We start from the raw sequence: 22,718 nt of genomic DNA, 5'->3' as shown, positions 1-22,718 counted from the left end.
CTAGACTCGTCGCATGAGTTCCCGCGCGCACTCCGCACTGACCCCCCGTGGCCGCGCAGCCGTGGCCGTCTCCCGTCTGGCCACCTGGGCCTCGCGGGTGTCCGGCCGCGGGTCGGGCGGGATGATCGGCGGCCTGGTCGCGCTCAAGCTGGACCCCGGCCTGATGTCCCAGCTCGCCGCCGGACGGCGGACCGTGCTGGTCACCGGGACCAACGGCAAGTCCACGACGACGAGGATGGTCGCCTCCGCGCTGTCGACGGTGGCTCCGGTGGCCTCCAACGCCAACGGCGACAACATGGACGCCGGGATCGTGTCCGCGCTCGGCGCCGACCGGGCGGCCCCGCTGGCCGCGATCGAGGTGGACGAGCTGCACACGCCGGCGGTCGCGGAGAACACCACCCCCGAGGCGATCGTGTTGCTCAACCTGAGCCGCGACCAGCTGGACCGGGTGGGCGAGATCAATTCCATCGAGCGGCGGCTGCGGGCCGGTGTGGCCGCGCAGCCGCAGGCCACCGTGGTGGCCAACTGTGACGACGTGATGATCACCTCCGTCGCCTTCGACAACCCGTCGGTGGTGTGGGTGGCGGCCGGCAACGCATGGGCCGGCGACTCGGTGAGCTGCCCGCGCACCGGTGAGCCGATCACCCGCACAGTCGACGAGACCGGCGCCGTGCACTGGCAGGCGAAGGGCACCCTGCCCGACGGTCGACATTTCGCGCGGCCCGAGCCGGACTGGTGGGTCACCGAGGACGCGATCCACGGGCCCGACGGCTTCACCGCTCCCATGACACTGGCCATCCCGGGGCGGGCCAACCGGGGCAACGCCGCCCAGGCCGTGGCCGCAGCCGTGGCGATGGGGGCCGACCCGATGGCCGCGGTCCGGGCCGTCGAGGGCGTCGACGACGTGGCGGGCCGCTACTCGACCGTCGACGTCGACGGCCGCGCCGCGCATCTACTGCTGGCCAAGAACCCGGCCGGGTGGCAGGAGGCGCTCGGGATGATCGACACCTCCGCCGACGGCCTGGTGATCGCGGTCAACGGCCAGGTGGCCGACGGCGTGGACCTGTCCTGGCTGTGGGACGTGCGGTTCGAGAGCTTCGAGGGTGTGTCTGTCTACGCCTCCGGTGAGCGCGCCGCCGACCTGTCCGTGCGCCTGACCTACGCCGGGGTCGAGCACCAGCTCGAGCCCGACCCGCTGACCGCGATCAGACGATGCCCACCCGGCCGGGTCGAGGTGCTTGCCAACTACACCGCGTTCCGCGACCTCGGGCGCGCGATCGCCGCCCGGAAGGAGCAGTAGCGATGACCGGACACGACGAGGGCGCCCGCACCAACCAGGGCCCGGGCGGCGACGCTGGGGCCTCCGCCTCACCGCTCGACACCGTCTCCCCCGATTCCCCACGGCCCACCGAGTCGACCGTGCGCATCGGTCTGGTGCTCCCGGACGTGATGGGCACCTACGGCGACGACGGCAACTCCCTGATCCTGCGCCAGCGGTTGAGGTGGCGCGGGTACGACGCCGAGATCGTCCGCATCACCCTCGACGACGCCGTTCCCGACTCGTGTGACGTCTACACGGTGGGTGGCGGCGAGGACACCGCCCAGAAGCTCGCGTCCCGGCACCTGTCGGGCTCGCCCGGCGTGCAGCGGGCGGTCGCGCGCGGGGTGCCGGTGCTGGCGATCTGCGCCGGGATGCAGGTGTTCGGCGAGTGGTTCATGGTCTCCGACGGCTCCCGCGCGCCCGGGCTGGGCCTGCTGGACGTGACCACCTCGCCGCAGGCCACGCGCTCGATCGGCGAGCTGGTGGTGGCGCCGGAGCTGGCCGGGCTCACCCAGACCCTGACCGGCTTCGAGAACCACATGGGCGCCACCGTGCTGGGCCCCGATGCCGCTCCGCTGGGGCAGGTGACCTCGGGCGTGGGCAACGGCGTCCCGGCCGGTGAGCCCGCGCGCGCGGGCGGATCGGTCGAGGGCACGCGGGTCGAGGGAGTGGTGCAGGGCTCGATGATCGCGACCTATATGCACGGCCCGGTGCTCGCGCGGAACCCCGAGCTGGCGGACCTGCTGCTGTGCCGCGCGTTGGGCGTGGACTCGCTGCCGCCCGTCGAGGTGCCGGCGGTCGAGCAGTTGCGTCGCGAACGCCTGACCGCCGCCCGCCGCTGACGCCTGCTAGCCCGCCGGCGGGGCGGTCGGCGGGGCGGTCGGCGGGGCGGTCGGCGAGTCGGCCGGCGGCGGGAAGAGACCGTCGGCCCAGCGCTGCCAGTCGGCGGTGAGCGCGTCGCGGTCGAATCCCTCGCCGAAGAAGTAGTGGACGACGGTGACCATCCCCCACGCACCGTCACCGCTGAAGAAGTGGGCGCCGCGGTCGCTGCGGATGCCGAGGTTGCCCGGTTCGGCCACCTCCACCACGCCGTCGATCGGATCGAGCCCGTGGGGCGTCAGGTGCACGGTGTCGCCGACCGCCGGCTGTCCGTCGATGCCCAGCGCGCCGTCGAACAGCGCCCAGATGCCGTCCTTGTCGAGCTCGGTGAACGCGATGATCGACACGGTGACCGGCGCGAGCCCGCGGAAGTGCTCGAAGTAGCGGCGCAGGTTCGCCAGAAAACCGTCCCAACCGTGGCTGTGGTATTCGGCCTCCCAGTCCTCACCGGTGATGCCGCTGTGGATGAGCCGCAGTACCGCTCCGCCACCGTCCCGCCCCTCCACGAGGAACTCCACGACCTCCGTCTGACCGTCCGCAGAGGACGAATAGCGCCGCCCGGGTTCCCACTCGCGGACCGTGGCCTCGGAGATGTTGCCCGAACCGAAGTCGGACACGACGCGGGCGCCGACTCCTCCCTCCGGTGGGTCGAACCGGTGTGGCACGAACCAGCACGCCATCCCCTCACCTGTGGCGACGGCCTCCCATACCTCCTCCGGCGTGGCGTCGAGCTCGATGGCCTTCTCGATCCGCTTGTGCTGGTCAGACATCGTCTTTCTCCTCACTCTCGGGCGTGTGGGCACTCTCGGGTTGAACAGCACTGTCGGGTGGCACGGCGTGCATCCCCACGATGATCCGGTGTCGGCGGCCCCCGTCGGAGGAGTCGTCGTGGTACTTGGACACGAGTGTGGTGACGGCGTCGGTGAGCTCGTCGGCGAACGCGGCGCGGTCGGCCGGGGTGGCGAAGCGGACCTCGCCGTCGAGACCGAACGTCCCGACCCGCTTGCCGGTCCGGCGGGCCCCCACGATCAGTTCACCCACCTCGCGCACCATGCGCGAGGAGAGCGCGAGGAGCCACCGTGGCGAGGCCTGGTCGCGGTCGGCACCGACGACCGGCTGGACCCGCCCCATCACCTCTGGGGAGACGACATACGACGACGACGAGGCCCTCAGTATCCGTTCGTGGACGTTCCCCCGCCGTCGCTCCTCGACCAGGTCGACCAGCCCGTGCTTCTCGAGCTGCCGCAGGTGATAGTTGAGCTTCTGCCGCGGTATCCCCAGGCGGGCGGCGAGCGTGGTGGCCGACCCCGGTTCGGAGAGCTCGGCCAGTAGTCGCGTGCGGATCGGGGCAAGGGCGGCGGTCGCCACCTCGGCGCTGTCGATCACTCCGATGTCCTGCATGACCCCAGCCTTCTACCGACAATCTTTCTTGTCAAGAACATTTTCTTGGTCGGCGCCGCGCGCCCCCGGGGCGGTCACGACTCGGGGGTGGGCTCGCTCGGGGGTGGGCTCCCTCGGAGCAGCCCGATCAGTCAGCCGGAGGAGCGCCCTGGCCTTACCCTCGGATCCATGTGTATCCACCACGGCACCGCAACCCTCACCGGCTCCGTGACCCCTCCCGATCCCGCCGCAGAGGCAGCGCAGGTGCGCGCCTTGTGGGAGCCGCTGGGTCTGCCCGGGATCATCGACGTCCACACGCATTTCATGCCCGACCGGGTGATGGCCAAGGTGTGGGACTACTTCGACGCCGCCGGCCCCAAGATCGGGCGGACGTGGCCGATCACCTACCGGGAGGCCGAGGACGAGCGCGTCGAGCGACTGCGGTCCTACGGGGTGCTGGCGTTCTCGTCGATGCTGTACCCGCACAAGCCCGACATGGGGGCGTGGCTCAACTCCTGGTCGGCGAACTTCGCCTCACGGCACCCCGACTGCCTACACACCGCGACCTTCTTCCCCGAACCGACCGCGGGCGACTACGTCCGGGACGCGATCGAGTCCGGGGCCCGGGTGTTCAAGTCCCACATCCAGGTGGGCGAGTACGACCCGCGCGATCCGCTGCTGGACCCGGTGTGGGGTCAGCTCGCGGAGGCACAGGTGCCTACGGTGATCCACTGCGGGAGCGGCCCCGTGGCGGGGACCTTCACGGGGCCGGAGCCGGTCGCGGCCGTGCTCGAGAGGTTCCCGGACCTGCCGCTGATCATCGCCCACATGGGCATGGGCGAGTACTCGGAGTTCCTGGACCTGGCCGAGCGGTACAGCGGCGTCTACCTGGACACGACCATGGCGTTCACCGACTTCGTCGTGGAGATCAGCCCGTTCCCCTCCTCCGAGCGCGGGCGGCTCGCCGACCTCGGGCCCAAGATCTTGCTGGGGACCGACTTCCCCAACATCCCCTACCCGTTCGCGCACCAACTCGATGCCCTGGTGGGACTGGGGATGGGCGACGACTGGTTACGGGCGGTGTGGCACGGTAACGCCGCGAGGCTCTTCGGTCTCTGACAGATCGGTCCGGTCCGCCGCACCAGCCGACTCGGGGGACGGCCGGGGCGCCGATTCGGGGGGTGGCTGTGGGGCCGGGGTCTCGATCTGCTCCGGCCGGAGCACGCCACCCGATCGCGCGGGCTGAGCGGCCCCGCCGGACAGGATGCGGCGGCCGGACAGGGCGCTTCCCAGGGTCAGCTCATCCGCGAATTCCAGGTCCGCGCCCATGGGCAGGCCGGAGGCCAGGCGGCTCACCACGAGTTCGGGGAACGGCCGCAGCAGCCGGGCCAGGTACGTGGAGGTGGCCTCGCCGGTGGTGTTGGGGTCGGTCGCGATGATGATCTCCGCGATCTCCTCACCCTCGAACTCCTCCCCGACCCGCCTCATCAGGCCGGCGATGCGCAGCTCGTTGGGGCCGATGCCGTTGATGGGATCGAGTGCGCCACCGAGCACGTGGTAGAGCCCGCGGAACTCGCGGGTGCGCTCGATGGCCTCGATGTCCTTGGGCTCCTCGACCACGCAGATGAGCGTGGGGTCGCGCCGCGGGTCGGAGCAGATACGGCAGCGCTCACCGGCCGCCACCGTGCCGCAGACCTCGCAGTAGGTGACGCCGTCGACCACCGCCTGTAGTGCGGACCGCAGCCGCTCCACCGACTCCGGCTCCGCCTGCAGGAGGTGGAAGGCCAGCCGCTGCGCGGACTTCGGACCGACGCCCGGCAGTTTGCCGAACTCGTCGATCAGGTTCTGGACTGGTCCCTCGTACATCGCCGTTCCTGTGCTCTTTCGTTCCCGGCGTCGGATGCGACGCCGGGTGGCGGGTTCCGGATCTCCCCGGATCCCGCCGGGCTCACATGCCCAGGCCGCCCATCATGTCGCCGAGGCCGCCGCCGGAGGCCAGCGGACCGAGCCGCGACTCCGCGAGCTGCTGGACCTTGGTGTGTGCGTCACCGAACGCGCCGACGAGCAGATCCTGGAGCGTCTCGATGTCCTCGGGGTCCACGACCTTGGGGTCGACGGTGACCCCGGTGACCTCACCGGTGCCGCGCATCGTGACAGTGACGAGGTCGCCACCGGCCTGGCCGTCGACCGTGCTCGCGGCGATCTCCTGCTGCGCCTGGGCGAGCTGTGCCTGCATCTGCTGGGCCTGCTCGAGGAGGGCGTTCATATCGGGTCCGGGCTGCATGGCGGGTCCTTTCGGCTGGTGCCGTTCTGGGCCGGGGCGGCCCCGGGCGGTCGGAACCCAGGGTAACCGCACCATCGGACAGCGTGCCCCGCCGCGCGGCGGGCCGTGCCGGTCAGCGCTCGAGCGGGCGGGCCCCGAGATGCTCCTTGAGCAGCTGCAGCGCGATGTCCTCGCCGGTCCGGTGATCGATGTTCTGCGGCCCACTGCGGGCCTCGTTCACCATGTCCTCCTCACTCACCGGGGGCGGTGGCGGGCCGTCGGGTTCCCCGGCCTCCGGCTCCGGCTCCTCGGGCGGTGGCGGGATGTCGTCGTACCCGCCGCCGGGCGCACCCCCCTCGCCGGATCGGCCATAACCCGCCCCCTGACCGGCGTCGCCCCCGCGCAGTCGGCGCTGCCACCCCTGAGGCTCGGCCTGCTGGGTGTTCGCGGGCGCGTCCGCCGGTCCCGGGGTGCCTCCACGGGCCGGGGCGGGAGCCGGGGCCCCGTCTGCCGCGGCCGGCGCCCCGCCCGAAGTGCAGCGGATCGTCCAGTCCCCGCCCACCACCTCGGTAACCGAGTCGGTGATCGCGGTGGCGTTGTGCGGCTGGGACAGTCGCTTGGCCAGCGGGGCGTAGTCGTGCACGAGGTGGATGACCCGGCCGTCGACCCCGGCGACGGTCGCGCCTGCGAGCATCACCTCGACCGTGCGGGTCCTCTTGCGGACCGCGTCCCGGATCGCGGGCCACGCGCGACGAATGTCCTCCGCCTCCAGCCCGGGGGCCGCGGCGGGCTCGGGTTCACGTCCCGGCGCCGTTCCCGTTTCCGACCTGGACTCCGGCTGAGCCGGGGTCTCGGGCTCGACCTGCGGCTCACGCCATGGGTCCGCCACTGGCTCAGGGCCGGGCTCGTGGGCGGGCTCGAGTCCGGAGGCGGGTACAGGCTCGGGTGCCGGCTCGGATGCTGGTGCAGGTGCAGGCTCGGATGCCGATTCGGGTGCCGGTTCGGATTCGACCGACGACGACCGCGGGGCGGCGGATACCGGCCGTCCGGTTTCCGCGGACGGGACCTGAGCCTGGGATGCGGCATCGGCGGCCACCTCGGGGGACGTCCCGGTCGACGCAGGCCCGGGTTCGGCTACCTGCGGCGCGGTCTCCGGGGCGGGAGCCGCGGGTCCACGAGACGACCGCTGATTCTCGGCCAGCTGCTGCGCGACGGATTCGGCGGGCACGGCCGATTCGGCGGCCGCGGCCTGCACGGGTCGGGCCGCGGGCTCGGGCACCTGGGGCGCCGACTCGGGGTCCTGCGGCGCAGGCGCTGGTGCCTGTGTTTGCGGTGCGGGCGCTGGTGCCTGCGACCCGGGCGCCTGTGTCTGCGGCGCCGGGCCCGGCTGCTCCTGCTGGGCGGCCGGCTCCGGTGTCGGCCGCTGGGAGCGGCGCACGAACTTCGGACGCCCCTCCTGCTGGGCTTGCGACTGCGAGGCGGGGGCGCCGTCCGGGCCGGGGCGCACCTCGTCGTCGTCACCAGGCACTCCTGCGCCCGCCGCACTCACACCGGCCGGACTCACGCCCTGGGCGCGGACACCCCCGGCACCGTCCTGCCGCGCCGCAGCAGGACGCGCGGTGCCGGACTCGAGCGACTCGACCCGCTGGAGCAGCGCGACCATGGAGTCATCCGCCGAGGGCAGGAGGAGCTTGGCGCACAGGATCTCCAGCAGCAGCCGCGGCGAGGTGGCCCCGCGCATCGACCCCATGCCCTCGTGCACCATGTCCGCGCACCGCGCGAGGGTGGCCGGCCCGACGGTCTCGGCCTGGCGGCGCATGGTCTCGGCCTGCTCGACCGGGGCGTCGACGAGCCCGCGCTCGATGGCCTGGGGCACCGACTGCACCATGATCAGGTCCCGGAGCCGCTGGAGCAGATCCGCGGCGAATCGCCGGGGGTCAAGCCCGGACTCGATGACCTTGTCGACGGTCCGGAACAGCGTGGCACCGTCCCCCGCGGCGAGGGCGTCCACCGTGTCGTCGATCAACGCGACCTCCGTGGCCCCCAGCAGGCTCACCGCACGCGGGTAGGTGATGCCGTCCTCGCCCGCGCCGGCCATGAGCTGGTCCAGCACGCTCAGCGTGTCGCGCGGTGACCCCCCACCGGCGCGGATGACCAGCGGGAACACGGTCGGGTCGACCCGCACTCCCTCCTGTTCGCTGATCCGCTCGACCAACCCACGCATCGACGACGGCGTGAGCAGCCGGAACGGGTAGTGGTGCGTCCGCGAGCGGATGGTCGGCAGCACCTTCTCCGGCTCGGTGGTGGCGAAGATGAAGATGAGGTGCTCCGGCGGCTCCTCCACGATCTTGAGCAACGCGTTGAAGCCCGCGTTGGTGACCATGTGGGCCTCGTCGATGATGAGCACCCGGTACCGCGACGACGCCGGCGCGAAGAACGCCCGCTCACGCAGGTCGCGCGTGTCGTCCACGCCGCCGTGGCTGGCCGCGTCGAGCTCGGTGACGTCGAGCGTTCCCGTGCCCCCGGGCGCCAGTGCCACGCAGGAGTCGCACTCCCCGCACGGTGTGGCGGTGGGCCCCTGTACGCAGTTCAGCGACCGGGCGAGGATGCGCGCGGACGACGTCTTGCCACAGCCGCGTGGGCCGGAGAAGAGGTAGGCGTGGTTGATGCGACCGGAGGACAGGGCCACCGAGAGCGGTTCGGTGACGTGCTCTTGGCCCACGACCTCGGCGAAGGAGGCGGGGCGGTACTTCCGATAGAGGGCCACATGCAAGAGGGTACCCAGGGGGTACGACGACGAGGTCCGCCCTACGCGTCCGGAAACACAACCTCCGGAAATGACCGGAGGGGCCGCGTCTCCGCAGCCCCTCCCGACGTCCCTCGCGCGGCGGTGCGGGCCCCCTCAGACCCTCGCGGCGCGGTTCCGGACCAGGATCTGGGCACCGGCCCCTCGCAGCCCCTCAGCCGCACTCCGGTGCCCGATCCCTTGTGGGGTCCGGACGGTAGAGATACAACCAGACTGACCTGCGGCGATCAAGAACCTACATTTATTGACTATTGCTCAACAGCGGCGCTGCTCACATTCATGCACGTCAGCGGCCCTGCCGCCGCACAGGCCGGCGAGTTCACCAAATGGGAACGTGTTGTAGATCACGTTTCCCCGGCCTTGCAGGTGAGGGCGGCGCCACGGGGGCCCCGGGGGCGAGAAGCGCCTGCGAGGAGGTAGCCCCGTGAAGGTGATTAACGAAGGGAGAGGCGCTGTTACATCCCGTCGCGGGCTGTACGGCACGCCGCCAGCAGCGCACACAAACCCACCACGTCCATCGCCGTCTCGACCTCCGCCAGTGGCGGCAGCGTGGGGGCCAGACGAATGTGACGGTCGTCGGGGTCCTGGCCGTACGGATAGGCCGATCCCGCCGGGGTCAGCGCGACCCCGATCTCTTTGGCCAGACGGACGGTCTCCGTGGCGGTACCGTCCGGCACCTCAAGGTCGATGAAGTACCCGCCCTCGGGACGCGACCACCGGGCCACCACGTCGTGCCCACCGAGCCGGCGTCTCAGTGCGGCGTCTGCGGCCTCGAACTTCGGTGCCACGATCTGGCGGTGCTTCTGCATGTGGCTCCGCACCCCCTCGGCGTCGCCGAAGAAGCGCGCGTGGGCCAACTGGTTGACCTTGTTCGGACCGATCGACCGGATCCCGGTGTGCCCCAGGTACCAGTCCAGGTTCTCCCGAGAGGAGGACAGGAACGACACGCCCGCGCCCGCGAAGGTGATCTTGGAGGTCGAGCACACCTGGAGGAACCGGTTCGGATGCCCGGCCTCCGCGGCGAGCGTGTCGACGTCGGGCACCTTGGGGAAGTCCTCGGTCAGCGTGTGCACCACGTAGGCGTTGTCCCAGATCACCCGGAAATCCGGGGCGGCGGCGGACATCCGCGCCAACCGGGACACGGTGTGGTCGCTGTAGACGGTGCCGGTGGGGTTGGAATAGATCGGTACGCACCACATGCCCTTGATCGAGGGGTCGGTGGCCACGAGGTGCTCCACCTCGTCCATGTCCGGGCCGCCCTCGTCCAGCGACACGGGGATCATCTCGATACCGAGGGCCTCGGTGATGCCGAAGTGCCGGTCGTAACCGGGGACCGGACACAGCCAGCGGAGCTTTGGCTCGTCCTTCCATGGCCGCTCGGAGTCGGGCGTGCCGAACAGCATCGAGAACGACAGCAGGTCGTACATGATCGACAGGCTCGCGTTGTCCTGTGCGATCACGCGGTCGGCGTCAACGCCCAGGAGCTCGGCCATGATCGCCCGCAACTCGGGCAGCCCCGCGCCGCCGCCGTAATTGCGGACGTCAGTCTTGCCGGCCTTGTGGTCGCCCTCCCCCGGCAGCGACAGGAGTCGCTCGGAAAGGTCCAATTGCTCTGGCGACGGCTTTCCGCGCGTCAGATCCAGGGACAGGCCCCGGTCGCCGAGCGCGGCGTACTGGGCGGCCAGCTCCGATTCGAGTTGGCCGAGGTCGTCGGCGGTGAGATCGGACAGCGCCATAGTGGCCTCCGGGAGGTCGACATCGTCGGTGGTGTGTGTACCCAGACGTAAAGGGACCCCGCGCACCCGCCAGAGCCCGCTGACCCTTGCTGCCTTCCGGCCCTGGGGGAGTTCACAGGATGGACGCCGCGCGGGGTCCGGGTACGAGTCTAGCCGTGCCGCCTCCGCTGTTGCACGCAGCCCACGATCTCCCGCCGGGCGCTGGTGTCGTACCGGTGGTTCGACCGTGGTTTGCCACCGGTTGTCCGCGCTGGGTACTCTCGTCCACGGAGGATTCGCCTAGTGGCCTATGGCGCTCGCCTGGAACGCGGGTTGGGGTTTATAGCCCCTCAGGGGTTCAAATCCCCTATCCTCCGCCGCAGACGCGGCCCGGTGCTCTCGAGCCCGGGCCGCGTCTCTCATTTCGACCCCACCCCGGCATCCCCCACCGCGGCCGCTCCCGCTCGGTAGCATCTCCAACGTGAGCCAGATCACCAGTCCGGACGTCGAGCTACGGGTGCTCGTCTACAGCCACGACGCCGGCACCCGCAGCCGCGTCATGTCCGCTCTGGGCACGCGCCCGCACCCCGACCTCCCCCGGCTGCACTACACCGAGGTCGCCACGGCGCCGGTCGTGATCGAACACATGGACGCCGGGGGCGTCGGCCTCGCGATCCTCGACGGCGAGGCCGCCCCCACCGGAGGACTGGGCCTGGCCAAGCAACTCCGTGACGAGTTGGACACCTGCCCGCCAATCCTCGTCCTCACCGGCCGACCGGACGACAGGTGGCTGGCCGACTGGTCCCGCGCGGACGCCGCGGTCCCCCACCCGATCGACCCGCTGCGGCTCCGGGAGGCCGTGACCGTACTCCTCGAGGACGACTGACGAGGGGAAAAACCGACTCCCGAAAGTCCAGACAAGCGTCAAAGCAATGTGAGTAGAGTCACAGCTGCGGGACGGACACCGTCCGACCCGCCGGGGATCCGAAGCGACCGCGAACCCACCACACCGGTCACCTCGAGTCCCATGCGGTTGCAGGAGAAGTGTGCCCACAGGTGCCTTCTCGAGGAACACGCGAGGAGTGACGCGATGAACGAGTACGTGCCGATCCTGGCCCTCGGGGCCGTCGCCGTCGCCTTTGCCGTCTTCTCCTCGCTGGTCTCCTCACTCGCCGGCCCTAGCCGGTTCAACAGGGCGAAGCTCGAGGCCTACGAGTGCGGCATCCAGCCCACCCCGCAGCCGGTCGGGGGCGGACGGTTCCCGGTGAAGTACTACCTCACCGCGATGCTGTTCATCATCTTCGGCATCGAGATCCTCTTCCTCTATCCGTGGGCGGTCCACTTCGACAACCTCGGCCTGTTCGGGCTGGCCGCGATGGCCCTGTTCGTCTTCAACGTCTCCGTCGCCTACGCCTACGAGTGGCGTAGGGGCGGACTGAGCTGGGACTGACCGGGATCGAGAGGAGGAGACAGCCATGGGACTGGAAGAGAAGCTGCCGAGCGGGTTCCTGCTGACCACGGTCGAGCAACTCGCGGGATACATGCGCAAGGGCTCGCTCTGGCCCGCGACCTTCGGCCTGGCGTGCTGTGCCATCGAGATGATGGCCACCAGCGGTGGACGTTACGACCTGGCCCGGTTCGGGACCGAGGTGTTCCGGGCCTCCCCCCGCCAGGCTGATCTGATGATCGTCGCCGGCCGGGTCAGTCAGAAGATGGCCCCGGTCCTGCGCCAGGTGTACGACCAGATGGCCGAGCCCAAGTGGGTGCTTGCGATGGGCGTCTGCGCGTCCTCGGGCGGGATGTTCAACAACTACGCGATTGTCCAGGGCGTCGACCACGTCGTACCCGTGGACATCTACCTGCCCGGATGCCCTCCCCGGCCCGAGATGCTCATGCACGCGATCATCACCCTGCACGACAAGATCCAGCACATGCCCCTCGGCGCCAACCGGGCCGAGGCCATCCGCGCGGCGGAGCAGGCTGCCCTGGACCAGCGCCCGCTCATCCCGGTCGAGGGGATGTTCCGATGACGGACCGCCCTGATCGGCCTGAGCCCCGCGACGCCGACGACCGACCCGCGACCCCCGGTGCGCACGACTCCGCGGCCCCGGACACGGTCGAACCGCGCCCAGGTGACACCGCGGACACGGTGGACACGGTGGACACGGTGGACACGGTGGACACGGACACCGTAGGGGTCCGCCACGGCATGTTCGGGGTCCGGGGCTCCGGGGACACCTCCGGCTTCGGCGGTCTGGTCCGCCCCACCGACATGCCGGGCGGTACCCGGCCGCCCGACGGGGGTGACGACGACGAGCTGGTCACCTCGCTCACCGCGGCCCTGGCATCGCGGGGCGGGCCGACCTTCGACGACGCGGTGGAGAAGGTCGTCGTCCACGGAGGGCAGCTGACCCTGCACATCCGGCGCCGGCACCTGCCGCTCGTCGCCCTGACCCTGCGCGACGACCCGGCCCTGCGCTTCGAGATGTCACTCGGGGCGAGCGGGGTCCACTACCCCGACGCCGCGGGCCACGAGCTCCACGTGGTCTATCCGCTCCAGTCGATCACCCACAACCGCCGGCTGCTGCTGGAGGTGTCGGCGCCCGATTCCGACCCGCACATCCCCTCCCTGACCAGAGTCTACCCGACCACCGACTGGCACGAGCGCGAGACCTACGACTTCTTCGGCGTCCTCTTCGACGGACACCCCTCGCTCACCCGGATCCAGATGCCGGACGACTGGGAGGGCCACCCGCAGCGCAAGGACTACCCGCTCGGCGGGATCCCCGTTCAGTACAAGGGCGCCACCATCCCGCCCCCGGACCAGCGGAGGGCCTACAGCTGATGGCCGACCACACCTCCTCGTCCCGCGGCCGCTCCGACCGAACAGACTCGGACACCGTCCTCACCGCCTCCGGTCAGGACTGGGACGCGATCAGCGACGCGGCACGGAACGCCGACGACGACCGCATCGTCGTCAATATGGGCCCCCAGCACCCGTCCACTCACGGGGTGCTGCGGCTCATCCTCGAGATCGAGGGCGAGACCGTCACCCGGGCGAGCTGCGGGATCGGCTACCTGCACACCGGCATCGAGAAGAACCTCGAGTTCCGCTACTGGACCCAGGGCGTCACGTTCGTCACCCGGATGGACTATCTCTCGCCGTTCTTCAACGAGGTCGCCTACTGCCTCGGGGTGGAGCGGCTGCTGGGGATCACCGATCAGATCCCGGAGCGGGCGTCGGTGATCCGGGTGATGCTCATGGAGCTCAACCGGATCTCCTCGCACATGGTCGCGCTGGCCACCGGCGCCCTGGAACTCGGCGCCAGCACCCCGATGCTGTTCGGATTCCGGGATCGGGAACTGGTCCTGGACGTCTTCGAGATGATCACCGGCCTGCGGATGAACCACGCCTACGTCCGGCCCGGCGGGGTGGTCCAGGACCTGCCCGACGAGGCCGTGCCCAAGGTTCGCGAGCTGCTCGAGGTGATGCCCGGACGCATCCGTGAGATGGAACTTCTGCTGCGCCAGAATCCCATCTGGAAGATGCGGCTCGAGGGCATCGGATACCTCGACCTCACCGGCTGCATGGCCCTCGGGGTGACCGGCCCGGTACTGAGGGCCAGCGGGCTGCCCCACGACGTGCGCCGCACCGATCCGTACTGCGGATACGAGACCTACGAGTTCGACGTGGTCACCGGGTCGGGTAGTGACTGCTACGACCGGTTCGTCGTCCGGGTGGACGAGATGAAGGAGTCACTGAAGATCGTCGAGCAGTGCCTGGACCGGCTCGAACCCGGCCCGGTGATGGTCGACGACCCCAAGATCGCGTGGCCCGCCCAGCTCAAAGTGGGGCCCGACGGTCTGGGCAACTCCGCCGAGCACGTCCGCCACATCATGGACAGCTCGATGGAAGCTCTGATCCATCACTTCAAGCTGGTCACCGAAGGATTCCCCGTGCCCCCGGGACAGGTGTACGTGCCGGTCGAGTCGCCCCGCGGCGAGTTGGGGGTGCACATGGTCTCGGACGGCGGCACCCGCCCGTACCGGGTCCACTACCGCGACCCGTCGTTCACCAACCTGCAGGCGGTGGCCGCGATGTGCGAGGGCGGGATGCTCGCCGACGTGATCGCCGCGGTCGCCAGCATCGACCCGGTGATGGGGGGTGTGGACCGATGAGCAGCGAACCGGTCTTCCTGGAGTTCGGTCAGAAGCCCGACGAACCGGGGGCGATCGTCCGCCCGGGCGCGCGGCAGGCCTACCCGGATGAGGTCCGGGAGCGGTTGGCCACCGATGCCGGCGAGATGGTGGCCCGCTACCCGCAGGACAGGTCGGCGCTGCTGCCGCTACTGCACCTCGTGCAGGCAGAGGACGGTCACATCACCCCGGCGGGCATCGAGTTCTGTGCGCAGGTCCTCGACCTGACCGCCGCCGAGGTAATGGGAGTGGCCACGTTCTACTCCATGTACCGGCGCACGCCGACGGGCGACTACCTGGTGGGAGTGTGTACCAACACGCTTTGCGCGGTGATGGGCGGCGACGAGATCTTCGCGTCCCTCGCCGAGCACCTTGACCTCGACGGCTCCGGCACGACGGACGACGGCCGGGTGACCCTCGAGCACATCGAGTGCAACGCCGCCTGCGACTACGCCCCGGTGGTGATGGTGAACTGGGAGTTCTTCGACGACCAGACCCCGGCCTCAGCCCGGCGGGTGGTCGACGACCTGCGGTCCGGGCGGCCCGTCACCCCCAGCCGCGGCGCCCCGATGTGCACCTTCCGTGAGACCGCCCGCATTCTCGCCGGCTTTCCCGACACGCGTCCCGGCGCCAACGACGGCCCGCCGGGCGGGCCCACCCTGGCCGGCCTCCGCGCCGCGCGGGAGGGCGGGATGCAGGCGCCCGCCCCGGCCCCGACCTTCGACTCCGAGGTCACCGCGCCCGAATCCACAGCGCCAGAAACCACAGCGCCAGAAACCGCCGTGCCCGAAACCACAGCGCCCGCGACCGCCGCGCCCGAGACCCAGCCCTCCGCACGCTCTGACGAGGAGGCCTGACATGCCGCTCGCGCCGTACCTCAGCCGCTACTGGGACGCCCCGGAGAGTTGGACGCTCGAGACCTACCTGGCCAACGACGGCTACGTGGGCCTGCGGAACGCCCTGGCCACCGGCCCGGACGAGGTGATCTCCACCGTGCTCGACGCGGGTCTGCGGGGCCGCGGCGGGGCGGGCTTCCCCACCGGCCGCAAGTGGGGCTTCATCCCACAGGCCCCCGGCCCCGACGCCCAGGAGGATCCGGAGGCCTCCGACCCCGCCGCCAAGCCCCACTACCTGGTGGTCAACGCCGACGAGTCAGAACCCGGCACCTGCAAGGACATGCCCCTCATGCTGGCCACGCCCCACGTGTTGATCGAGGGCATGGTGATCGCGGCGTACGCCATCCGCGCCTCCCACGCGTTCATCTACCTCCGCGGCGAGGTGGTCCCGGTACTGCGCCGACTGCAGACCGCGGTCGCCGAGGCGTACGAGGCCGGATACCTGGGTCGGGACATCCTGGGCAGCGGGTTCGATCTGGACATCGTGGTCCACGCGGGGGCCGGAGCCTACATCTGCGGCGAGGAGACCGCGCTCCTCGATTCGCTCGAGGGCCGGCGCGGGCAACCCCGGTTGCGACCGCCGTTCCCCGCCGTCGCGGGCCTCTACGCCTGTCCCACCGTGGTCAACAACGTGGAGTCCATCGCGAGCGTGCCGTCGATCCTCCAACACGGCCCCGAGTGGTTCCGCTCGATGGGGTCGGAGAAGTCCCCCGGCTTCACGCTGTACTCACTGTCCGGCCACGTCACCCGGCCCGGACAGTACGAGGCGCCGCTCGGGATCACCCTGCGCGAGCTGCTGGAGCAGGCCGGCGGAATCCGGGAGGGTCACACCCTCAAGTTCTGGACCCCCGGCGGCTCGTCCACCCCGATCCTCACCGACGCCCAGCTGGACATGCCGCTGGACTACGAGGGGACCGCGGCCGCGGGCAGCATGCTCGGGACCAAGGCGCTGCAGATCTTCGACGACACAACGTGCGTGGTGCGGGCAGTGCTGCGCTGGTCGGAGTTCTACGCCCACGAGTCCTGCGGCAAGTGCACCCCGTGCCGCGAGGGCACCTTCTGGCTGGTGCAGATCATGCGCCGGCTCGAGGACGGCACCGCCACGGAGGACGACCTGGAGCGGTTGCTCGACATCTCGGACAACATCGTCGGCAAGTCGTTCTGCGCGCTCGGTGACGCCGCCGGCACCCCGATCATCTCCTCCATCGCACTCTTCCGCGACGAGTACCTGGCCCACATCCCCGACGGCTGTCCCTTCGACCACAGCCGCTCCACTGTCTTCGCCCGGACCGAGGAGGTGGCCCGATGACCACCGGACGCGCCACACCCGACACACCCGACCGCGCGAACGACCCCGCGGGAGCCGACACAGCCGACGCCGGCACACCGGGAGCCGACGCAGCGGGCGCCGGCACACCGGGAGCCGACGCAGCGGGCGCCGACACAGCGGGCCATGACACAGGTGACCCCGTGGACAACAAGATCACCCCGCGCGCCGACGACACCGCCGCTGATCTGACGCCCGGCCAGGCCGAGGAGCTGGTCACCCTGACCGTCGACGGCCACCGGGTCTCCGTTCCCGCGGGCACGCTGGTGATCCGCGCCGCCGAGCGCATCGGGGTGCAGATCCCGCGGTTCTGCGATCACCCGCTGCTCGAGCCGGCCGGCGCGTGCCGCCAGTGCATCGTGGAGGTCGAGGGCGCGCCCAAGCCGGTGACCTCCTGCACCACCCCGGTCACCGAGGACATGGTGGTGCGCACCCAGTTCACCTCCGAGATCGCGGACAAGGCCCAGCGCGGGGTCATGGAGCTCCTGCTGATCAACCACCCGCTGGACTGCCCGGTCTGCGACAAGGGCGGCGAGTGCCCTCTCCAGAACCAGGCGCTCTCCAGCAGCCACGGCCGCTCCCGGTTCACCGAGGTCAAGCGCACGTTCCCCAAGCCGATCGCGATCTCGTCGCAGGTCCTGCTCGACCGCGAGCGGTGCGTGATGTGCGCCCGGTGCACCCGGTTCTCGGACCAGGTCGCGGGCGACCCGTTCATCGACCTGATGGAACGCGGCTCCCAGCAGCAGGTGGGCGTCTACGGGAACGAGCCGTTCGAGTCGTACTTCTCCGGCAACACCGTCCAGATCTGTCCGGTCGGGGCGCTCACCGGTGCGGCGTACCGCTTCCGGGCGCGCCCGTTCGACCTGGTCTCGAGCCCCGGTGTCTGCGAACACTGCGCCAGTGGCTGTGGGCAGCGCACCGACCACCGCCGCGGGAAGGTGCTGCGTCGGCTGGCCGGGGACGACCCGGCCGTCAACGAGGAGTGGAACTGCGACAAGGGCCGGTGGGCGTTCGCCTACGCCACGCAGCCCGATCGCCTGACCACCCCGATGATCCGCGGCCTGGACGGTGGCCTGGTACCGGTCCCGTGGAGCACTGCTCTCGCCACCGCGGCCGCCGGGTTGTCCGCCGCACGCGGTCGCACCGGCGTCCTGGCCGGCGGGCGCCTGACCCGCGAGGACGCATACGCCTACGCCAAGTTCGCCCGCGCGGTCCTGGGGACCGACGACGTGGACTTCCGCGCGCGCCACCAGTCCCCCGAGGAGGCGGGGTTCCTCGCGCGGCGCGTGGTCGACCGCCGCCCCGGTGACGCCGAGGCGGTCACCTACGCGGATCTCGAGACCGCGCCGGTCGTACTGCTCGTGGGCTTCGACCCCGAGGAGGAGTCGCCGATCGTCTTCCTCCGCCTGCGCAGGGCGGCGCGCGACCGCGGGGTGCGGGTCTTCTCGGTGGCCCCGTTCGCCTCGCCCGCCGTCCGAAAGACCGCCGCCACGCTCGTGCCCACGGTGCCGGGTGCCGAGCCGGAGGTCCTCGCCGCGCTGGCCCGGGAGGCCGGCGGGAGTGCCGAGGGCGGTGTGGAGGGTGGAGCGGAGAGCGGAACCCACGCGGCGGCCGAGACCCTGTCCCCCCTGCCCGACCTGTCCGACCTATCCGCACTCCTGCGCGCTCCCGGGGCCGTGATCCTGGTCGGCGAGCGACTGGGCGCGGTCCCCGGGGGGCTGTCGGCGGCGGCCGCACTCGCCGATGCCACCGGGGCGCGCCTGGCGTGGATCCCGCGTCGCGCCGGTGAGCGCGGGGCCCTCGAGGCGGGTTGCCTGCCCGGCCTGCTGCCCGGGGGTCGACCCGTCACCGACGAGGGCGCGCGCCGCGCACTCGCCGAACTGTGGCGCTCGGAGCCGCTGCCAGATTCTCCCGGCCGGTCCACCGACGATCAACTCCGCGCGGTCGCCTCGGGAGAACTGACCGCGCTGCTGGTGGGTGGTGTCGAGGCCGCCGACCTGCCCGACCCCCGGGCCGCCCTGGAGGCGATCGATGCCGCCGGGTTCGTGGTGAGCATCGAGCTGCGCCGCAGCGAGATCACCGACCGCGCCGACGTGGTCCTGCCGATAGCCCCAGCAGCCGAGAAGGCCGGCACCTTCCTCACCTGGGAGGGCCGCGAGCGACCCTTCGCCGCCGCGCTGACCCGCAGCGACGCGCTCCCCGACCACCGTGTCCTCAACGCCCTCGCCGAGGAGATGGGGGTTTGGTTCGGCCTCACCGACGTCGAATCCGTGCGCCGCGAGCTCGCACTCGTGGCCGAGGCACTCGGGTCGGACGAGGGGACGCGCGACGAAGTGGGGGCGCGCGACGAAGTGGGGGCGCGCGAGGAAGTGGGGGCGCGCGAGGAACAGGACAAGACCACGACGACGACGCGGTCAGCTCCCACGGGCCGGAATCGGATCTCCGAGCTCGACGCCGGGCAGGCCGTTCTGGCCACGTGGCGGATGTTGCTGGACTCGGGGCGGATGCAGGACGGCGAACCGCACCTGGCCGGGACTGCCCGCACCCCCGTCGCCAGGCTCTCCCGGGCCACCGCGCAGGAGGTCGGTGCCGAGGACGGAGAACCCCTGACCGTCTCCACGGGGCGCGGGTCGATCACCCTGCCCTGCGCGGTCACCGAGATGCCCGATCGTGTGGTGTGGCTTCCGCAGAACTCACCCGGCTCGCCCGTCAACGCCACGCTCGCCGCGGCCGCCGGGGACATCGTCGGGATCGGCGCAGGCGACACCGGCGGGATCGGCGCCGGGGAGGTCACGTCATGACGCCGATCGCAGCGGCACCGGTCGCCACGACCCCCATTGCCACGACCCCGATCGCGGCCGGGTACACGGATCTGTCCGCCTTCGGCACCGACCCGTGGTGGCTGGTGCTGATCAAGGTGCTCGCGGTCTTCGTGTTCCTGGTGGTGACGGTGCTTGCCGCGATCTACCTCGAGCGCAAGGTCATCGCCTGGATGCAGATGCGCGTGGGACCCAACCGGGTGGGGCCGCTGGGGATGCTGCAGAGCCTGGCCGACGGCGTCAAGATCGCCCTCAAGGAGGGACTGATCCCCGCCGGGGTGGACAAGCCCATCTTCCTGCTCGCACCGGTCATCGCGGTGATCCCGGCGTTCATGGCGTTCGCCGTGATCCCGTTCGGCCCCGAGGTCTCGATCTTCGGGCACTGGACGCCGTTGCAACTCACCGACCTCCACGTGGGAGTGCTCTACATCCTGGCCGTCACCTCGATCGGCGTGTACGGGATCGTGCTGGCCGGCTGGTCGTCCGGCTCCACCTACCCCCTGCTCGGCGGACTCCGGTCCACGGCGCAGGTGATCAGCTATGAGATCGCGATGGCGCTGTCCTTCGTGGGCGTGTTCCTGTTCGCCGGCACCATGTCGACCTCGGGGATCGTCGCCGCGCAGTCCGAAGTCTGGTTCGTGTTCCTGCTGGCGCCCTCGTTCCTCATCTACGTGATCTCCATGGTCGGCGAGACCAACCGCGCCCCCTTCGACCTGCCCGAGGCCGAGGGCGAGCTGGTGGGCGGGTTCCACACCGAGTACTCCTCGCTGCGCTTCGCCATGTTCATGCTGGCCGAGTACGTCAACATGACCACCGTGTCGGCGCTGGCGGCCACCCTGTTCCTCGGCGGCTGGCAGGCCCCGCTCCCGTTCTCGCTGTTCGACGGCGCGGACTCCGGATGGTGGGCGCTGCTGTGGTTCGTGATCAAGGTGTGGGGCTTCATGTTCCTGTTCATCTGGCTGCGCGCCACCCTGCCGAGGCTGCGCTACGACCAGTTCATGGGCTTCGGTTGGAAGGTGCTCATCCCCGTCTCCCTGGCGTGGGTGATGGCCGTCGCGACCATCCGTGCGTTCTCGAACGCCGGGTACGACGGACTGACCATCGCGCTCGTGACCGTGGGCGTGATCACCGCGGCCGTGATCGTGGTGGCACTCCGCACCCGGATCGGTGCCCGCTCCCGCCACGGCAGCGCTCGCCACGGCAGCGCTCGCCACGGCAGCGCTCGCCACGGCAGCGCTCGCCACGGCAGTGCTCGGCGGCACCACGGCAGCGCCGCCGCTCCCGGTTCACCCGTTGCAGCCCTCGACGCCGCGCCCTTCAACCCGGTGGCGGGCGGGTTCCCCGTCCCACCGCTGCCCCACCAGCGCACGGAATCACACCAGCGCTCCGCATCGGAGGAGGCCCGCAATGCCTAGGGTGCCGAGATTCCTCGAACCGATCGCCGGGTTCGGGGTGACGTTCGCGACGATGTTCCGCAAGAAGCACACCGAGCAGTACCCGGAGGAGAAGGTCCCCACCGCTCCCCGCTACCACGGCCGCCACCAGCTCAACCGCTATGCCGACGGCCTGGAGAAGTGCATCGGGTGCGAGTTGTGCGCGTGGGCGTGCCCGGCCGACGCGATCTTCGTGGAGGGTGACGACAACACCGAGGACGAGCGCTACTCGCCCGGCGAACGCTACGGGCGGATCTACCAGATCAACTACCTGCGCTGCATCGGCTGCGGGCTCTGCGTGGAGGCCTGCCCGACCCGCGCGCTCACCATGACCAACGAGTACGAGATGGTCGGCGACGACCGCGCCGGACTCATCTACGAGAAGCAGGACCTGCTGGGACCGATGCTCGACGGGATGGTCCCCGCCCCGCACGCCATGGCCCCGGGGACGACGCACGCCGACTACTACCGCGGCGATGTCCTCCGCGCGGCGCAGAGTGAATCCCACGGGGCCGCGCCGGGCGAGGCAGCCCCGCCGACCCGGGTCACGCCCCACCACGGGGAGGAGTCCTGATGGCCACTGAGCTTGTGTCCACCGGGGAGTCGATCCTGTTCTGGGTGGTCGCCACCATCGTCGTCGTCGGCGCGCTCGGGGTGGTCTCCGCGAAGAAGGCGGTCTACTCGGCCCTGTGCCTGGCCATGACGATGGTCGGCCTGGCCGTGCTGTACATCGCCCAGGGTGCGGTGTTCCTGGGCGTCGGGCAGATCGTCGTCTACACCGGCGCGGTGATGATGCTGTTCCTGTTCGTGGTGATGCTCATCGGCGTGGAGTCCTCGGAGTCCCTGGTGGAACGGATCCGTGGTCACCGCGTGGCGGCGATCGTCGCCGGACTCGGCTTCGGGGTCCTCCTGGCGACCGGACTGGCCCGGGCGGAGCTGCCCCCGTTCACGGGCTTCGGCCCCGACCACAACGAGGTACCCGCCCTGGCCGACCTGCTGTTCACCCGCTACGTGTGGGCGTTCGAGCTCACCGGGGTGCTGCTCATCATCGCGACCCTCGGCGCGATGGTGCTGGCCCACCGCGAACGGTTCTCCGGGCGCCGGACCCAACGCGAGATGTCCGAGCAGCGCTTCCTGGACTGGCAGCACGACGGCGACGCCCGCGTGACGCCACTGCCCAGCCCCGGTGTCTACGCGCGGCGCAACTCCGCGGACATGCCCGCCCGGCTGCCCGACGGCTCGGACTCCACCGACTCGGTGAGCGAGGTCCTGCGCCGCCACGGCAACGGCGGGCAGCTGGAGTCCGGCGACGCGTCGGGATCCGGAGGCGCGGAGAAGACCGCCGGCTCGGCAGGATCCGGCGAGGGGGGACGCTCGTGAACCCCGAGTACTACCTCTACCTCTCGGCCGTGCTGTTCACCATCGGTGCGGCCGGGTTCCTGCTGCGGCGCAACGCGATCGTGGTGTTCATGTGCATCGAGCTCATGCTCAACGCCACCAATCTCGCCCTGGTGACCTTCGCGCGGATGCACGGCGACGTGGGCGGGCACGTGTTCGCGTTCTTCGTCATGGTCGTGGCCGCGGCCGAGGTCGTGATCGGTCTCGCGATCATCATGACCATCTACCGTTCCCGCAGGTCGGCCTCGATCGACGACGCCAGTCTGCTCAGGTATTGAGGACGC

The 22,718-nt window shown here is 70.8% G+C and carries 20 protein-coding genes, 1 tRNA gene, 1 other RNA gene and 1 pseudogene; 16 read left to right on the top strand and 7 right to left on the bottom strand.

What is annotated here, in order from left to right; genetic code table 11:
* The first annotated feature begins 13 nt into the window (after nt 1–13).
* Complete coding sequence (locus A6048_RS01995; RefSeq protein ID WP_107747997.1) at nt 14–1,300, top strand: MurT ligase domain-containing protein; 1,287 nt, start codon at nt 14–16, stop codon at nt 1,298–1,300.
* 2 nt (nt 1,301–1,302) lie between these two features.
* Complete coding sequence (locus tag A6048_RS01990; RefSeq protein WP_107747996.1) at nt 1,303–2,163, top strand: type 1 glutamine amidotransferase; 861 nt, start codon at nt 1,303–1,305, stop codon at nt 2,161–2,163.
* Between the two features lie 6 nt (nt 2,164–2,169).
* Here the strand turns inward: A6048_RS01990 and A6048_RS01985 are convergent, their stop codons facing one another.
* Both A6048_RS01985 and A6048_RS01980 read right to left on the bottom strand, forming a co-directional pair.
* Nucleotides 2,170–2,970, bottom strand: coding sequence for an SRPBCC family protein (locus A6048_RS01985; protein WP_107747995.1), 801 nt, complete (start codon nt 2,968–2,970; stop codon nt 2,170–2,172).
* On the bottom strand, nt 2,963–3,601 hold the full coding sequence (locus tag A6048_RS01980) for an ArsR/SmtB family transcription factor (RefSeq protein WP_107747994.1): 639 nt from the start codon (nt 3,599–3,601) through the stop codon (nt 2,963–2,965). Before A6048_RS01980 ends, A6048_RS01985 begins: the two co-directional genes overlap by 8 nt.
* Before the next feature lie 168 nt (nt 3,602–3,769).
* Between A6048_RS01980 and A6048_RS01975 the strand changes: the two genes are divergently transcribed.
* Nucleotides 3,770–4,699 carry an amidohydrolase family protein gene (locus A6048_RS01975; RefSeq protein WP_107747993.1) on the top strand — a complete coding sequence of 310 codons (930 nt, stop codon included), beginning with the start codon at nt 3,770–3,772 and terminating at the stop codon, nt 4,697–4,699.
* A 141-nt stretch (nt 4,700–4,840) separates the two neighbouring features.
* Here the strand turns inward: A6048_RS01975 and recR are convergent.
* The 5 genes and pseudogenes from recR to ffs all read right to left on the bottom strand — a co-directional run.
* Nucleotides 4,841–5,446 (bottom strand): annotated as a pseudogene (recR, locus tag A6048_RS01970) (recombination mediator RecR); the annotation flags it as partial.
* An 82-nt stretch (nt 5,447–5,528) separates the two neighbouring features.
* Nucleotides 5,529–5,864, bottom strand: coding sequence for a YbaB/EbfC family nucleoid-associated protein (locus A6048_RS01965; protein WP_107747991.1), 336 nt, complete (start codon nt 5,862–5,864; stop codon nt 5,529–5,531).
* A 112-nt stretch (nt 5,865–5,976) separates the two neighbouring features.
* Complete coding sequence (locus tag A6048_RS01960) at nt 5,977–8,610, bottom strand: DNA polymerase III subunit gamma and tau (protein WP_107747990.1); 2,634 nt, start codon at nt 8,608–8,610, stop codon at nt 5,977–5,979.
* A 494-nt stretch (nt 8,611–9,104) separates the two neighbouring features.
* Nucleotides 9,105–10,385: an aspartate aminotransferase type Ic gene (locus A6048_RS01955; protein ID WP_107747989.1), complete on the bottom strand. Its 1,281-nt coding sequence runs from the start codon at nt 10,383–10,385 to the stop codon at nt 9,105–9,107.
* 47 nt (nt 10,386–10,432) lie between these two features.
* An RNA gene (gene ffs, locus A6048_RS01950) (signal recognition particle sRNA small type) lies at nt 10,433–10,527 on the bottom strand.
* Between the two features lie 126 nt (nt 10,528–10,653).
* Here ffs and A6048_RS01945 point away from each other — a divergent pair.
* From A6048_RS01945 to nuoK, 13 genes are all read left to right on the top strand, one after another.
* A tRNA-Ser gene (locus tag A6048_RS01945) sits at nt 10,654–10,741 on the top strand.
* Between the two features lie 104 nt (nt 10,742–10,845).
* Nucleotides 10,846–11,250: an Rv3143 family two-component system response regulator gene (locus A6048_RS01940; RefSeq protein ID WP_200837318.1), complete on the top strand. Its 405-nt coding sequence runs from the start codon at nt 10,846–10,848 to the stop codon at nt 11,248–11,250.
* A 204-nt stretch (nt 11,251–11,454) separates the two neighbouring features.
* Nucleotides 11,455–11,814 carry an NADH-quinone oxidoreductase subunit A gene (locus A6048_RS01935; RefSeq protein WP_107747987.1) on the top strand — a complete coding sequence of 120 codons (360 nt, stop codon included), beginning with the start codon at nt 11,455–11,457 and terminating at the stop codon, nt 11,812–11,814.
* 25 nt (nt 11,815–11,839) lie between these two features.
* Complete coding sequence (locus A6048_RS01930) at nt 11,840–12,394, top strand: NuoB/complex I 20 kDa subunit family protein (RefSeq protein WP_107747986.1); 555 nt, start codon at nt 11,840–11,842, stop codon at nt 12,392–12,394.
* Nucleotides 12,391–13,209 carry an NADH-quinone oxidoreductase subunit C gene (locus A6048_RS01925; RefSeq protein ID WP_107747985.1) on the top strand — a complete coding sequence of 273 codons (819 nt, stop codon included), beginning with the start codon at nt 12,391–12,393 and terminating at the stop codon, nt 13,207–13,209. Before A6048_RS01930 ends, A6048_RS01925 begins: the two co-directional genes overlap by 4 nt.
* A complete protein-coding gene (gene nuoD / locus A6048_RS01920) occupies nt 13,209–14,543 on the top strand; it encodes an NADH dehydrogenase (quinone) subunit D (protein WP_107747984.1) in 1,335 nt (444 codons plus the stop codon). Before A6048_RS01925 ends, nuoD begins: the two co-directional genes overlap by 1 nt.
* Nucleotides 14,540–15,418: an NADH-quinone oxidoreductase subunit NuoE gene (gene nuoE / locus A6048_RS01915; RefSeq protein WP_107747983.1), complete on the top strand. Its 879-nt coding sequence runs from the start codon at nt 14,540–14,542 to the stop codon at nt 15,416–15,418. Before nuoD ends, nuoE begins: the two co-directional genes overlap by 4 nt.
* A 1-nt stretch (nt 15,419) precedes the next feature.
* On the top strand, nt 15,420–16,766 hold the full coding sequence (gene nuoF, locus A6048_RS01910; protein ID WP_107747982.1) for an NADH-quinone oxidoreductase subunit NuoF: 1,347 nt from the start codon (nt 15,420–15,422) through the stop codon (nt 16,764–16,766).
* Between the two features lie 173 nt (nt 16,767–16,939).
* Entirely contained in the window at nt 16,940–19,585 is a 2,646-nt protein-coding gene (locus A6048_RS01900) for an NADH-quinone oxidoreductase subunit G (protein WP_107748101.1), read from the top strand.
* On the top strand, nt 19,582–21,018 hold the full coding sequence (nuoH, locus tag A6048_RS01895) for an NADH-quinone oxidoreductase subunit NuoH (RefSeq protein ID WP_107747981.1): 1,437 nt from the start codon (nt 19,582–19,584) through the stop codon (nt 21,016–21,018). Before A6048_RS01900 ends, nuoH begins: the two co-directional genes overlap by 4 nt.
* Nucleotide 21,019: 1 nt before the next feature.
* Nucleotides 21,020–21,610, top strand: a complete 591-nt coding sequence (gene nuoI / locus A6048_RS01890; RefSeq protein ID WP_107747980.1) for an NADH-quinone oxidoreductase subunit NuoI — start codon at nt 21,020–21,022, stop codon at nt 21,608–21,610.
* Nucleotides 21,610–22,416, top strand: coding sequence for an NADH-quinone oxidoreductase subunit J (locus tag A6048_RS01885; protein WP_107747979.1), 807 nt, complete (start codon nt 21,610–21,612; stop codon nt 22,414–22,416). The genes nuoI and A6048_RS01885 overlap by 1 nt, the downstream gene beginning before the upstream one ends.
* Nucleotides 22,413–22,712, top strand: coding sequence for an NADH-quinone oxidoreductase subunit NuoK (nuoK, locus tag A6048_RS01880; protein ID WP_107747978.1), 300 nt, complete (start codon nt 22,413–22,415; stop codon nt 22,710–22,712). Before A6048_RS01885 ends, nuoK begins: the two co-directional genes overlap by 4 nt.
* Nucleotides 22,713–22,718: the final 6 nt, after the last annotated feature.

Source organism: Dietzia psychralcaliphila, from assembly GCF_003096095.1.
Classification (GTDB): Bacteria; Actinomycetota; Actinomycetes; order Mycobacteriales; family Mycobacteriaceae; genus Dietzia; species Dietzia psychralcaliphila.
This window is presented reverse-complemented; position numbering and strand designations above follow the sequence as displayed.

Bases quoted from the DNA above. Each gene is read 5' to 3' on its own strand.
- nuoD (WP_107747984.1), top strand. From the start codon at position 13,209: ATGGCCGACCACACCTCCTCGTCCCGCGGCCGCTCCGACCGAACAGAC.
- A6048_RS01985 (WP_107747995.1), bottom strand. From the start codon at position 2,970: ATGTCTGACCAGCACAAGCGGATCGAGAAGGCCATCGAGCTCGACGCC.
- A6048_RS01975 (WP_107747993.1), top strand. From the start codon at position 3,770: ATGTGTATCCACCACGGCACCGCAACCCTCACCGGCTCCGTGACCCCT.
- A6048_RS01885 (WP_107747979.1), top strand. From the start codon at position 21,610: ATGGCCACTGAGCTTGTGTCCACCGGGGAGTCGATCCTGTTCTGGGTG.
- A6048_RS01925 (WP_107747985.1), top strand. From the start codon at position 12,391: ATGACGGACCGCCCTGATCGGCCTGAGCCCCGCGACGCCGACGACCGA.
- nuoH (WP_107747981.1), top strand. From the start codon at position 19,582: ATGACGCCGATCGCAGCGGCACCGGTCGCCACGACCCCCATTGCCACG.
- nuoF (WP_107747982.1), top strand. From the start codon at position 15,420: ATGCCGCTCGCGCCGTACCTCAGCCGCTACTGGGACGCCCCGGAGAGT.
- nuoE (WP_107747983.1), top strand. From the start codon at position 14,540: ATGAGCAGCGAACCGGTCTTCCTGGAGTTCGGTCAGAAGCCCGACGAA.
- A6048_RS01980 (WP_107747994.1), bottom strand. From the start codon at position 3,601: ATGCAGGACATCGGAGTGATCGACAGCGCCGAGGTGGCGACCGCCGCC.
- A6048_RS01930 (WP_107747986.1), top strand. From the start codon at position 11,840: ATGGGACTGGAAGAGAAGCTGCCGAGCGGGTTCCTGCTGACCACGGTC.
- A6048_RS01965 (WP_107747991.1), bottom strand. From the start codon at position 5,864: ATGCAGCCCGGACCCGATATGAACGCCCTCCTCGAGCAGGCCCAGCAG.
- A6048_RS01935 (WP_107747987.1), top strand. From the start codon at position 11,455: ATGAACGAGTACGTGCCGATCCTGGCCCTCGGGGCCGTCGCCGTCGCC.
- A6048_RS01955 (WP_107747989.1), bottom strand. From the start codon at position 10,385: ATGGCGCTGTCCGATCTCACCGCCGACGACCTCGGCCAACTCGAATCG.
- A6048_RS01990 (WP_107747996.1), top strand. From the start codon at position 1,303: ATGACCGGACACGACGAGGGCGCCCGCACCAACCAGGGCCCGGGCGGC.
- A6048_RS01995 (WP_107747997.1), top strand. From the start codon at position 14: ATGAGTTCCCGCGCGCACTCCGCACTGACCCCCCGTGGCCGCGCAGCC.